The following is a 12,047-nucleotide window of genomic DNA, read 5'->3' on the forward strand; positions in this document are numbered from 1 at the left end:
CGCGAACGTCCCCGCCGTGAGCTTCGCCAGGGCGTCGGGCGCCAGCTCCACCTCCAGGCCCCGGCGGCCCGCCGAGACGTAGACCGTCGCGTGCCCCGCCGCCGACGCGTCCACCACCGTGCGCAGCGCCCGCCGCTGGCCCAGCGGGGAGATGCCCCCGCGCACGTAGCCCGTCGTGCGCTCGGCCGCGACCGGGTCGGCCATCGCCGCGCGCTTGCCGCCGACCGCCGCGGCCAGGGCCTTGAGATCCAGCTGGCCGGTCACCGGCACGACGGCCACCGTCAGCTCGCCGTCGACGTCCGCCACCAGGGTCTTGAAGACCAGCCCGGGCTCGACGCCGAGCGCCTCGGCGGCCTCCTCGCCGTAACTCGGGGCCGCGGGGTCGTGCTCGTACGCGTGCAGCGTGTACGGCACGCCGGCCGCCGCCAGCGCGGTCGTCGCGGGGGTGCCGCCCCCGCCCTTCCTCTGCTTCTTCGCCATCCGGCCGTGCCCGTCAGTTCAGGTTCGTCGGGGTCGTCGTCAGGTCCGTCGCGGGGAGCGACGGCAGTTTGCGGATCACCGCGGTCTCCGCACGCAGGAGCTTCAGCTCCAGGCGCAGCCGCGACGCCGTGTCCGTCGCCTCCAGCAGCTGCTGCTTCGCCGGCACGTCCAGCATCGCGGCCGCCGCGACCAGGTAGGAGACCACGGGCGGTTCGCCCGGGAGCTCCTCGTCGTCCGGCAGGCTCCGCTCGCTCGCGCCCGCCAGCCGCTGCTGATAGGTGCGAAACGCCCGCAGCACGCCCTCTGCGAGTGCCTCCGCGTCCTCGCCGGACTCCTCGGGCACCTCCTCCACCTGAGCGGTCAGGTAGGGCCCGGAGGCGTCCACGGACAGCAGCCGGACCCGGGTCGTGCCGGTCGCCACCACCTCGAAGCTGCCGTCGGGCCGCTCCCGGATCGTGGCGGCGTCGGCGACACAGCCCATGCCGTGGAAGGAGTCGAGCGGGGCATCGCCGAAACCGGCCGAGGGCCCGCGCTCGGGCACGGACGTCGGATCCGGCATGCCGGGGGAGGTCACCGCGACCTCGTGCCCGTCGCGGATCGCGACGACGACGAACCGCCGCGCCTCGGGATCGTCGGTCTTGAGCAACTCCCGCATCATCGCGCGGTAGCGCTCCTCGAAAACGTTCAGCGGCAGCACGAGGCCGGGGAACAGGACCGCGTTGAGCGGGAACAGGGGGAGGCTTGCCGTGGTCACGACCAGCAAGCCTAGTGGGCGATCGGCCCTCCCCGGCCAGGTCTCGGGCACAAAGGCATGCCGGATGCCACCTGGAGCCGCACGCCGTCCCTCGTTTCCAGGAAGTCCCGCAGCGGATCGTCGCTGAAGCGGGTCCACGGGAACGACGTCGCGTACGGCCCGATCAGGCGGAACTGCTCCAGCGCCTCCGTCCACCGCTCGCGCCGCACCAGCACGTACGCGAGGAGGTTGCGGGCCTCGGCCGGCCACGGGTCGCCCGCCCGGTAGTGCCCCGACATCCCGATCGCGAGGTCCGCGGCCCGGTCCATGCGGTCCGCCTGCACCGGGGAGGGCACGCAGTCCAGCAGTTGCTGGAACGCGGCCCGCACGGGCAGCGTCCGGATCAGGGAGGCGGGCAGCGCGTCGTGGGCCGCGTCCTCGGCGAAGTCCAGGCACTCGCGGTGCGAGCCGTACCACTGCGCCGACAGGTACAGCAGGGCCGAGACGTGGCAGCCGTAGTGGTGCGCGCTGCGCCGCACCGCCTGCGCCCACAGCTCCTCGAAGTGGCCGTGCGAAGCGTGCGTGCCCCGCGCGTGGTCCAGCGCGACGCGCCACGGCACCGGGTCGCGCTCGTCGCCCCCGGCCGCCGCGTCGATCAGGGGGCCCGCCTCCCGCAGCAGTTCGACGCGGGCGGGCGACTCCCAGGCCCTGCGGACCGCGAGCTCGGCGCCCACCACCAGGGCGTCCGGATCGTGGGGCGCCGCGCGCAGCCAGCGCGTCAGCCAGCCGTCCCGCCGGTGGGCGAACGCCGCGAGCTTCATCACATAGCGGTCGCGACTCTCCCACTCGGCTCCCTCGCGGGTCGTCGCGAGCAGCTTGGCCGCGTCCTCGTACTCGCCGGCGGCGGCCGACAGCAGCGCGGGCGCGAGCTGCCCGTCCGGGGCGTCGAGCAGGACCGCGTCGTCCGGCGGCAGCCCGGCCGCGAGCAGCGGGGTGTGTCTGACCATACGCGCGGCACTGATCAGAGCGCGAAGCAAAGACATGGTGCGGACCATTCAAAACCGCAGGTCGCGGAGGCGCCAGGGGGTATCTGTGAAGCTTTCGTACGGGGCGGGAGGGTTGTACCTTCCGGCGTCAAGAGCCAGTAAAGAAAGCGTGACCGGAGGTGACCGTCCGTGATCAATCGGGCGGCGGGGCTCCCGGATGAGCGCCGGGGAGGGTCCTCCGAGGGCTCCGGCGGCCTCCCCCGACCGGACCGCCGCCCGCCTCGGCCGCTTCCCCGACCTGACTCTCCGCCCCGTCCCCCGCCTCCGCCGCGCCCGGCGCCGTCCGCGGGGGGCGCGCGGCGCGGCCGCTCACGCCCCGCACGTCTCATATCACCCACTGATACGGACGGTCGAGGGCCCTTTCCGGTCTGCGAGAATTGGACCCGTGATCTCACGAATCGACCTGCGCGGCGACGCCCTCCCCGAGGGCGCCGCCCTGCGTGCCCTGCTGCCCCGTGCCGAGTTCGACGTGGAAGCCGCCCTGGAGAAGGTGCGGCCCATCTGCGAGGACGTACGCCATCGCGGCGCGGAGGCGGTCCTTTCGTGGGGCGAGAAGTTCGGCGACGGCCGGCCCGCGCGGCTGCGCGTCCCGGCCGAGGCGCTGCGTGGCGCCCTCCGGGAACTCGACCCGGCCGTCCGCGCGGCCCTGGAGGAGTCCATCCGCCGGGCCCGCATCGTCCACCGCGACCAGCGGCGCACCGACACCACCACCCGGGTCGTCCCCGGCGGCACCGTCACCGAGCGGTGGGTGCCGGTCGGGCGCGTCGGCCTCTACGTGCCGGGCGGCCTGTCGGTCTACCCGTCGTCCGTCGTGATGAACGTCGTCCCCGCCCAGGAGGCCGGGGTGGACGGCATCGCCGTCGCCTCGCCGGCCCAGGCCGACTTCGGCGGCCTGCCGCACCCGACGATCCTCGCCGCCTGCGCGCTGCTCGGCGTCGACGAGGTGTACGCGGCGGGCGGCGCCCAGGCCGTCGCGATGTTCGCGTACGGCATCCCCGGGCCCGACGGCTGCCGCCCGGTCGACCTCGTCACCGGCCCCGGCAACATCTACGTGGCCGCCGCGAAGCGCCTGCTGAAGGGCGTCGTCGGCATCGACGCCGAGGCCGGCCCCACCGAGATCGCCGTCCTCGCCGACGCCACCGCCGACCCGGTGCACGTCGCCGCCGACCTCATCAGCCAGGCCGAGCACGACCCGATGGCCGCCGCCGTGCTGGTCACCGACTCCGCCGACCTCGCCGAGGCCGTCGAGCGGGAACTCGTCCCCCAGGTCGGGGCGAGCAAGCACGCCGAGGCGCGCATCCGGCCCGCACTCGCCGGGCGGCAGTCCGCGGTCGTCCTCGTCGCCTCCCTCGACGACGGCCTGCGCGTCGTGGACGCGTACGCCGCCGAGCACCTGGAGATCCAGACCGCCGACGCGGCCGCCGTCGCCGCCCGCGTCCGCAACGCCGGCGCGATCTTCGTCGGCCCCTACGCGCCCGTCTCCCTCGGCGACTACGCGGCCGGCTCCAACCACGTCCTGCCCACCGGCGGCTGCGCCTGCCACTCCTCGGGCCTGTCCGTCCAGTCCTTCCTGCGCGGCATCCACGTCGTGGACTACACGCGCGACGCGCTCGCCGAGGTCGCCCACCACGTGGTAACGCTCGCCGAGGCGGAGGACCTGCCGGCGCACGGCGCCGCGCTCAAGGCCCGGTTCGGGTGGAAGGTGCCGCAGAAGTGACCCGCACGACCTCCGGCGGCACGGGCCCCGGCCCCGCGCGAGCCGTCCGCATGGACGACCTGCCCATCCGCGACGAGCTGCGCGGCCAGTCCCCGTACGGCGCGCCGCACCCCGACGTGCCCGTCCAGCTCAACGTCAACGAGAACCCGTACCCGCTGCCCGACGCCCTCGTCGAGCGGATCGCGGAGAAGGTCCGCGAGGCCGCCCGCGGCCTCAACCGCTACCCGGACCGGGACGCCGTCGAGCTGCGCACCCAACTCGCGGCGTACCTCACCCGCACCGGCGGCCACCCGGTGACCGCGGCGAACGTGTGGGCGGCCAACGGCTCCAACGAGATCCTCCAGCAGCTGCTCCAGGCCTTCGGCGGCCCCGGGCGCACCGCGCAGGGCTTCGAGCCCTCGTACTCGATGCACAGCCTCATCGCGCGCGGCACCACCACCGGCTGGATCTCCGGCCCCCGCCACGACGACTTCACCATCGACGTCGACGCGGCCGTCGCGGCCGTCGCCGAGCACCGCCCGCACGTGGTGTTCGTCACCACGCCCAACAACCCCACCGGCACCGCGGTCGACGCCGACACCGTCCTCGCCCTGTACGAGGCGGCGCAGCGCGCCCGGCCGTCCCTGTTCGTCGTCGACGAGGCGTACGCCGAGTTCAGCCACAAGCCTTCGCTGCTGCCGCTGGTCGAGGGCCGGCCGAACCTCGTCGTGTCGCGGACGATGTCGAAGGCGTTCGGCGCCGCGGGCCTGCGGCTCGGCTACCTCGCCGCCGACCCGGCCGTGGTGGACGCCGTGCAGCTCGTCCGGCTGCCGTACCACCTCTCCGCCGTCACGCAGGCCACCGCGCTCGCCGCCCTGGAACACACCGATACTCTGCTCGGGTATGTCGAGCAGCTGAAGACCGAGCGGGATCGCCTGGTCGAGGAATTGAGGGCACTCGGTTTCGAGGTCACGGACTCCGACGCGAACTTCGTGCAGTTCGGCCTCTTCGAGGACGCGCAGGCCGCATGGCAGCACATCCTCGACCGGGGAGTGATCGTCCGGAACAACGGCGTGCCGGGCAGGCTCCGCGTCACCGCGGGCACCCCCGCCGAGAACGACGCGTTCCTCGACGCGGTACGCGATCTCAAGAAGGAGCAGAGCGCATGAGTCGCATCGGCCGAGTCGAACGCAGTACGAAAGAGACGTCCGTCGTCGTGGAGATCGACCTCGACGGCACGGGACGGGTCGAGGTCGCGACCGGGGTCGGCTTCTTCGACCACATGCTCGACCAGCTCGGCAGGCACGGCCTGTTCGACCTCACGGTCAAGACCGAGGGCGACCTGCACATCGACTCGCACCACACCATCGAGGACACGGCCCTCGCACTCGGCGCCGCGTTCCGCCAGGCGCTCGGCGACAAGGTCGGCATCTACCGCTTCGGCAACTGCACGGTGCCGCTGGACGAGTCCCTCGCCCAGGTCACCGTGGACCTGTCGGGCCGGCCGTACCTCGTGCACACCGAGCCCGAGACCATGGCGCCGATGATCGGGTCGTACGACACGACGATGACGCGCCACATCCTGGAGTCCTTCGTGGCCCAGGCGCGCGTCGCGCTGCACGTCCACGTGCCCTACGGCCGCAACGCCCACCACATCGTCGAGTGCCAGTTCAAGGCGCTCGCGCGGGCCCTGCGCTACGCGTCCGAGCGCGACCCGCGCGCCGTCGGCATCCTGCCCTCCACGAAGGGCGCCCTCTAGAGATGACCGGGCTCAACACCATCCTCATCCTGCTGGGGCTCTTCCTCGCCGGCGGCGTGTACTCGTTCGCCAAGCAGAAGCTCCCCGTGGGCGTCGTCGTGCTGCTCGGGCTCTCGTCCGTGTTCTGCCTGGCCGCCGGCATACTGCGGATCCAGGGACTGTGGAGTTGACCGCAGCGCCCCTCCTCCCCGCCGCGAGGCCGTTCACCGCCGTGGCCGTCTCCGGCCCGGCACCGCTGCCGGCGGCACCGGCCGCCCGTGCCGCGGCACCCGCCCCCGCCCCCGTTCCAGGACGGACGACATGAGCAAGAACGTCGTGATCTTCGACTACGGCTTCGGCAACGTGCGCTCCGCCGAGCGCGCCGTCGCCCGGGCCGGCGCCGACGTCGAGATCACCCGCGACTACGACCGCGCGATGAGCGCCGACGGGCTGCTGGTCCCCGGCGTCGGCGCGTTCTCCGCCTGCATGGCCGGCCTGACCGCCGCCCGCGGCGACTGGATCGTCGGCCGCCGCCTGGCCGGCGGCCGGCCCGTCCTCGGCATCTGCGTCGGCATGCAGATCCTCTTCGAGCGCGGCATCGAGCACGGCGTCGAGGCCGAGGGCCTCGCCGAGTGGCCCGGAGCCGTCGCACCCCTGGCCGCCGACGTCGTCCCCCACATGGGCTGGAACACGGTCGACGCCCCCGAAGACAGCGAGCTGTTCGCCGGGCTCGACCGCGACGCCCGCTTCTACTTCGTCCACTCCTACGCCGTGCACGACTGGGAGCTGGAGGTGACCAACCCCCGTATACGCGCCCCGAAGGTCACCTGGGCCACGCACGGCGAACGGTTCGTCGCCGCCGTCGAGAATGGCGCGCTGTGGGCCACCCAGTTCCACCCCGAGAAGTCCGGCGACGCCGGAGCGCAGCTGCTCACCAACTGGATCGGAACCCTTTGATGCAGTCGACACCCCCGCTCGAACTCCTTCCCGCCGTGGACGTGCGCGACGGCCGGGCCGTGCGCCTCGTGCACGGCGAGTCGGGCACGGAGACCTCCTACGGCTCCCCGCTGCAGGCGGCGCTCGCCTGGCAGGCCGCGGGCGCCGAGTGGCTGCACCTGGTCGACCTCGACGCGGCGTTCGGCACCGGCGACAACCGCGCGCTGCTCGCCGAGGTCACCGGCACGATGGACATCAAGGTCGAACTCTCCGGCGGCATCCGCGACGACGACACGCTCGCCGCCGCCCTCGCCACCGGCTGCACCCGCGTCAACCTCGGCACCGCCGCCCTGGAGAACCCCGCATGGGTCGCCAAGGTCATCGCCTCCCACGGCGACAAGGTCGCGGTGGGCCTCGACGTGCGCGGCACGACGCTGCGCGGCCGCGGCTGGACCCGCGACGGCGGCGACCTCTACGAGGCCCTGGCCCGCCTCGACTCCGAGGGCTGCGCCCGCTACGTCGTCACCGACATCGCCAAGGACGGCACCCTGCAGGGCCCCAACCTCGACCTGCTCAAGAGCGTCTGCGCGGCGACCGACCGGCCCGTCGTGGCCTCCGGCGGCGTCTCGTCCCTCGACGACCTGCGCGCCATCGGCTCCCTCACGGCCGCAGGCGTCGAAGGGGCCATCATCGGGAAGGCGCTGTACGCGAAGGCATTCACCTTGGAGGAGGCGCTTGCGGTGGTGAAGCGATGACCGGTACGGAGATCACGGAGACGGCCGGCGGCATCAGGAGGCTGTCCACGGACGGCCCCTGGGAGGAGAGCTACGGCTACTCGCGCGCGGTCCGGCTGCCGAACGGGCTGGTCCTCGTCTCGGGGTGCACGTCCGTCGTGGGCGGCCGGATCGCCGACGGCAGCCCCTACGAGCAGACCAAGACGGCCTTCGGCGTCGCCGTCAGCGCCCTGCGCGAACTGGACCTCGACACCGCCGACGTCGTGCGCACCCGCATGTACATCACGCACTCCCGCGACGCGGACGACGTGGGCCGCGCCCACCGCGAGCTGTTCCACGCGGTGCGCCCGGCCGCCTCGATGATCGTCGTGGCGGGGTTCGTCGACCCGAGCCTCGTCGTCGAGGTCGAGGTCGAGGCGTACCGGGCGCCCGGCGCCGACGCGCCGGGAGCGGGGCTGTGAGCGTCGCGGTCCGCGTGATCCCCTGCCTGGACGTGGACGCCGGCCGGGTGGTCAAGGGCGTCAACTTCCAGAACCTGCGCGACGCGGGCGACCCCGTCGAGATGGCGCGCCTGTACGACGCGGAGGGCGCCGACGAGCTGACGTTCCTCGACATCACCGCCTCGTCCGGCGACCGCGAGACGACCTACGACGTCGTGCGCCGCACCGCCGAGCAGGTCTTCATCCCGCTGACCGTGGGCGGCGGGGTGCGCACCGCCGACGACGTCGACAAGCTGCTGCGCGCGGGTGCGGACAAGGTCGGCGTGAACACCGCCGCCATCGCCCGGCCCGAACTGCTGCGCGAGATCGCGGAGCGCTTCGGCCGGCAGGTGCTGGTCCTGTCCGTCGACGCCCGCCGCACGCCCTCGGGCGCCTTCGAGGTCACCACGCACGGCGGCCGTCGCGGCACCGGCATCGACGCCGTCGAGTGGGCGGAGCGCGCCGCCGACCTCGGGGCGGGGGAGATCCTGCTCAACTCGATGGACGCGGACGGCACGAAGGACGGCTACGACACGGAGCTGATCCGCGCCGTCCGCGCCCGGGTCCGCATCCCGGTCGTCGCCTCCGGCGGCGCGGGCCGCCTCGCCGACTTCGCCCCCGCGGTCGAGTCCGGGGCGGACGCGGTGCTCGCCGCGTCCGTCTTCCACTTCGGCGACCTGCGCATCGGCGAGGTCAAGACGACCCTGCGCGATGCGGGCCATCCGGTGCGCTGAGGCGCGCCGGGGCCCGCACGCGGCCCGAGCGGGCGGCGCGAACCCCGTGCGGGCCCGGCCCGGACCCGGGGAACCCCGTGCGGGCGCGCCCGTGCCGAACCGGCGCGCCCCCGGCGGGATCAGACGCCCAGCTTCGCGTCCATCACCTTGGACACCGCGTCCTTGTCGCCCTCGGTCGTCACGTTCGCCTGTTCCTGCCGGCCCGAAAGGAACAGCGTCAGCTCTCCCGGCTCGCCGGTCACCGTGACCACCGGCGTGCCCTTGTGCGCGACCGCCGTCCGCCCGTCCGGGCGGCGCAGGACGAGCCCCACCGGGGACTTGCGGCCCATCAGCCGCGCGCCCTTCTCCAGCCGCGACCACAGGGCGTCCGCGAAGACCGGGTCGATCTCGCGGGGCGTCCAGTCCGGCTGCGCGCGGCGCACGTCCTCCGCGTGGATGTAGAACTCCGTCGTGTTCGCCGCCTCGTCCACCTGTTTGAGGCCGAACGGCGACATCCTGCCCGGTCCCGTGCGGACCATCTGGAGCAGTTCCTCGTAGGGCTTGCCGACGTACTCGGCCTGCACCCGGTCGAGGCGCCCGCGCAGCGCCGGGATGACCGTGCCGCCCGCGGCGTCGGGGCGTCTGTCCCGTACCACCACGTGCGCGGCCAGATCCCGGGTGAGCCAGCCGTCGCACAGGGTCGGGGCGTCCGGGCCCGCCGCCTCCAACAGGTCGGCGAGCAGAAGTCGTTCACGCTTGGCATGGGTCGACATGCCCGCAAGCGTACGGCCGCCCCCCGCCGTCCGCCCAGTGGGCGCCCCGTCGGGACCCCGCCCGGGCGCGGCAGAATGGGGGACATGACCACCTCGCTCGACCCCGCCGTCGCCCGACGCCTCAAGCGCAACGCCGACGGCCTCTTCCCCGCCATCGCCCAACAGCACGACACGGGCGAGGTCCTCATGCTCGGCTGGATGGACGACGAGGCGCTGCACCGCACCCTCACCACTGGCCGGTGCACCTACTGGTCCCGCAGCCGGCGGGAGTACTGGGTCAAGGGCGACACCTCCGGGCACGCCCAGCACGTGAAGTCCGTCGCCCTCGACTGCGACGGCGACACCGTACTGGTCAAGGTCGACCAGGTGGGGGCCGCCTGCCACACCGGCGACCGGACCTGCTTCGACGCCGGCACGCTGCCGCTCGCGGCCGAGTAGGGTCAGCCGCCATGGATCTCGAGACGTTCCGCAAGCTGGCGGTGGACCGCCGCGTCATCCCCGTGAGCCGCAGGCTGCTCGCGGACGGCGACACCCCGGTGGGCCTGTACCGCAAGCTCGCCGCCGAACGCCCCGGCACCTTCCTGCTGGAGTCCGCCGAGCAGGGCTCCTGGTCGCGCTACTCCTTCATCGGCGTGCGCTCCTCCGCCGCGCTGACCGAGCGCGACGGCTCCGTGCACTGGCTCGGCACCCCGCCCGTCGGCGTCCCCACCGCCGGCGACCCGCTCGCCGCGCTGCGCGCCACCCTGGAGGCCCTGCACACGCCCCGCGACCTGACCGAGGGCCTCGGGCTGCCCCCGTTCACCGGCGGAATGGTCGGCCACCTGGGCTTCGACATCGTGCGCCGCCTGGAGAAGAAGATCGGCGACCACGCCCGCGACGACCTGCGGCTGCCCGAGCTGACGATGCTGCTCACCTCGGACCTCGCCGTCCTGGACCACCAGACCGGCACCGTGCTGCTGATCGCCAACGCCATCAACCACAACGACCTCGACAGCGGGGTCGAGGAGGCCTACGAGGACGCCGTCGCCCGGCTCGACGCCATGGCCGCCGACCTGGCGAAGCCCACCGACTCCGTCCCCACCGCCCTGCCGCCCTCCGAACTGCCCGAGTACACCGCCCTGTGGGGCGGCGCCGAGTTCCGGGCCGCCGTCGAGGACATCAAGGAGCGCATCCGGGCCGGAGAGGCCTTCCAGGTCGTGCCCTCGCAGCGCTTCGAGACCCCGTGCACGGCCAGCGCCCTCGACGTCTACCGCGTGCTGCGCACCACGAACCCGAGCCCGTACATGTACCTCTTCCGCTTCCCGGGAGACGACGGAGAGGTCGCCTTCGACGTCGTCGGGTCGAGCCCGGAGGCGCTCGTCAAGGTCGAGGACGGGCGCGCCCTCGTGCATCCCATCGCGGGGACCCGGCCGCGCGGCGCCACACCCCGCGAGGACCAGGAACTCGGCGACGAGCTGCTCGCCGACCCCAAGGAGCGTGCCGAGCACCTGATGCTCGTCGACCTCGGCCGCAACGATCTCGGCCGGGTGTGCGAACCCGGCAGCGTCGAGGTCGTCGACTTCATGACCGTCGAGCGCTACTCCCACGTGATGCACATCGTCTCCACGGTCACCGGCCGGGTCGCGCCCGGCCGCAGCGCCTTCGACGTCCTCACCGCCTGCTTCCCCGCGGGCACCCTCTCCGGCGCGCCCAAGCCGCGGGCCCTGCAGATCATCGACGAGCTGGAGCCGAGCAGGCGCGGCGTGTACGGCGGCTGCGTGGGCTACCTCGACTTCGCGGGCGACTCCGACACGGCCATCGCGATCCGCACCGCCCTGCTGCGCGACGGCACCGCCTACGTGCAGGCCGGCGCCGGGATCGTCGCCGACTCGGACCCCGTCGCCGAGGACACCGAGTGCCGCAACAAGGCCGCGGCCGTGCTGCGCGCCGTGCACACCGCGAACCGGCTGCCGCGCACGCGGGAGCGGCAGCCCCGCACCGACTGAAGCGCGCCGCGGGCCGTAAGGGATAGTGGAGGGCGTGACAGCGCTACCCGCCCCCCGTGAGGGGACCCACGACCGGACCCGCGCGGCAGGCGCCCCGAGCGGCCGCCGCAGCCTCGCAGCAGCCCTGCTCCTGGGCGCCGCCGGCGCCGCGGTGGCGCTCGTCGCCTCGGGGCAGATCTGGGCCAGGGGCGCCGCCGCCGTCGGTGGCGGCTCCGTGACCGTGACGGCCGACGGCCGCGACGTGACGGGCGTCCCGGCCGCGCTCGCCGTGGTGGGCCTGGCCGCGCTGGTCGCCGTCTTCGCGGTCAGGCGCGCGGGCCGGTTCGTCGTCTCGCTGGTGCTGGCGCTCAGCGGCGCGGGCGCGGCGGTCTCCGCCGTCCTCGGCGGCACCGGCTCCGGCGCGCTGGACGAGAAGGCCGCGCAGACCACCGGCGACGCCTCGGCGACCGTGCACGCGCTCAGCCACACCGTATGGCCGTACGTGACGGCGGCGGCCGGCGTGCTCATCCTGCTGGCGGGCCTGCTCGCGCTCGGCTACGGACGGCGCTGGCCCGCCATGTCCGGCCGCTACGAGCGGGGCACGGGCGCGGCGGGCATCAAGGCCGCGGCCCGCCGCAAGCCGGTCGTGGACCCGGACCGCCCGGAGGACCTGTGGAAGGCCCTCGACCGGGGCGAGGACCCGACCGGCGGAAGCTGAGGGCCCGCGAGGCCGCGCCCCGGCCCGCGAGGGCCCG

General features: G+C 74.0%; 15 protein-coding genes. 11 read left to right on the forward strand and 4 right to left on the reverse strand.

From position 1 onward, the window contains the following. The 3 genes from ybaK to L1885_RS14570 form a co-directional block, all read right to left on the reverse strand. Positions 1 to 480, reverse strand: a 480-nt coding sequence (gene ybaK, locus L1885_RS14560; protein ID WP_235797521.1) for a Cys-tRNA(Pro) deacylase, incomplete at its 3' end; no start/stop codon positions are given. Positions 481 to 493: 13 nt separating this feature from the next. Then, positions 494 to 1,234, reverse strand: a complete 741-nt coding sequence (locus L1885_RS14565; protein WP_235797522.1) for an LON peptidase substrate-binding domain-containing protein — start codon at positions 1,232 to 1,234, stop codon at positions 494 to 496. 11 nt (positions 1,235 to 1,245) lie between these two features. After that, positions 1,246 to 2,268, reverse strand: a complete 1,023-nt coding sequence (locus L1885_RS14570) for a hypothetical protein (RefSeq protein WP_235797523.1) — start codon at positions 2,266 to 2,268, stop codon at positions 1,246 to 1,248. Positions 2,269 to 2,644: 376 nt separating this feature from the next. Between L1885_RS14570 and hisD the strand changes: the two genes are divergently transcribed. The 8 genes from hisD (at position 2,645) to hisF (ending at position 8,576) form a co-directional block, all read left to right on the forward strand. Then, complete coding sequence (gene hisD, locus L1885_RS14575; protein WP_235797524.1) at positions 2,645 to 3,976, forward strand: histidinol dehydrogenase; 1,332 nt, start codon at positions 2,645 to 2,647, stop codon at positions 3,974 to 3,976. Positions 3,977 to 4,026: 50 nt separating this feature from the next. After that, the gene (locus tag L1885_RS14580) at positions 4,027 to 5,124 is read left to right on the forward strand and encodes a histidinol-phosphate transaminase (protein WP_235797535.1); all 1,098 of its coding nucleotides are present in this window, start codon (positions 4,027 to 4,029) and stop codon (positions 5,122 to 5,124) included. Next, positions 5,121 to 5,714, forward strand: coding sequence for an imidazoleglycerol-phosphate dehydratase HisB (hisB, locus tag L1885_RS14585; protein WP_235797525.1), 594 nt, complete (start codon positions 5,121 to 5,123; stop codon positions 5,712 to 5,714). Before L1885_RS14580 ends, hisB begins: the two co-directional genes overlap by 4 nt. Positions 5,715 to 5,716: 2 nt before the next feature. Then, a complete protein-coding gene (locus L1885_RS14590) occupies positions 5,717 to 5,884 on the forward strand; it encodes a CG2302 family histidine operon protein (protein WP_235797526.1) in 168 nt (55 codons plus the stop codon). 130 nt (positions 5,885 to 6,014) lie between these two features. Continuing rightward, positions 6,015 to 6,650 carry an imidazole glycerol phosphate synthase subunit HisH gene (gene hisH, locus L1885_RS14595; RefSeq protein ID WP_235797527.1) on the forward strand — a complete coding sequence of 212 codons (636 nt, stop codon included), beginning with the start codon at positions 6,015 to 6,017 and terminating at the stop codon, positions 6,648 to 6,650. Then, entirely contained in the window at positions 6,650 to 7,384 is a 735-nt protein-coding gene (gene priA, locus L1885_RS14600) for a bifunctional 1-(5-phosphoribosyl)-5-((5-phosphoribosylamino)methylideneamino)imidazole-4-carboxamide isomerase/phosphoribosylanthranilate isomerase PriA (protein WP_235797528.1), read from the forward strand. The genes hisH and priA overlap by 1 nt, the downstream gene beginning before the upstream one ends. Continuing rightward, positions 7,381 to 7,824, forward strand: coding sequence for a RidA family protein (locus tag L1885_RS14605; RefSeq protein ID WP_235797529.1), 444 nt, complete (start codon positions 7,381 to 7,383; stop codon positions 7,822 to 7,824). Before priA ends, L1885_RS14605 begins: the two co-directional genes overlap by 4 nt. Further along, positions 7,821 to 8,576 carry an imidazole glycerol phosphate synthase subunit HisF gene (gene hisF, locus L1885_RS14610; protein ID WP_235797530.1) on the forward strand — a complete coding sequence of 252 codons (756 nt, stop codon included), beginning with the start codon at positions 7,821 to 7,823 and terminating at the stop codon, positions 8,574 to 8,576. Before L1885_RS14605 ends, hisF begins: the two co-directional genes overlap by 4 nt. A 119-nt stretch (positions 8,577 to 8,695) precedes the next feature. On the opposite strand, the gene L1885_RS14615 is transcribed toward hisF, so the two are convergent. Then, entirely contained in the window at positions 8,696 to 9,328 is a 633-nt protein-coding gene (locus L1885_RS14615; protein ID WP_235797531.1) for a TIGR03085 family metal-binding protein, read from the reverse strand. A gap of 84 nt (positions 9,329 to 9,412) precedes the next feature. Between L1885_RS14615 and hisI the strand changes: the two genes are divergently transcribed. Genes hisI through L1885_RS14630 form a run of 3 tightly spaced genes read left to right on the forward strand, consistent with a single transcriptional unit; the run spans position 9,413 to position 12,010 of the window. Next, positions 9,413 to 9,766, forward strand: coding sequence for a phosphoribosyl-AMP cyclohydrolase (gene hisI / locus L1885_RS14620; RefSeq protein ID WP_372481946.1), 354 nt, complete (start codon positions 9,413 to 9,415; stop codon positions 9,764 to 9,766). Positions 9,767 to 9,777: 11 nt separating this feature from the next. Continuing rightward, positions 9,778 to 11,313 carry an anthranilate synthase component I gene (locus L1885_RS14625; protein WP_235797533.1) on the forward strand — a complete coding sequence of 512 codons (1,536 nt, stop codon included), beginning with the start codon at positions 9,778 to 9,780 and terminating at the stop codon, positions 11,311 to 11,313. A 25-nt stretch (positions 11,314 to 11,338) separates the two neighbouring features. Continuing rightward, on the forward strand, positions 11,339 to 12,010 hold the full coding sequence (locus tag L1885_RS14630; RefSeq protein WP_235797534.1) for a TIGR02234 family membrane protein: 672 nt from the start codon (positions 11,339 to 11,341) through the stop codon (positions 12,008 to 12,010). Positions 12,011 to 12,047: the final 37 nt, after the last annotated feature.

Origin of the sequence: Streptomyces fuscigenes (assembly GCF_021556455.1) — a bacterium.
GTDB lineage: Bacteria > Actinomycetota > Actinomycetes > Streptomycetales > Streptomycetaceae > Streptomyces > Streptomyces fuscigenes.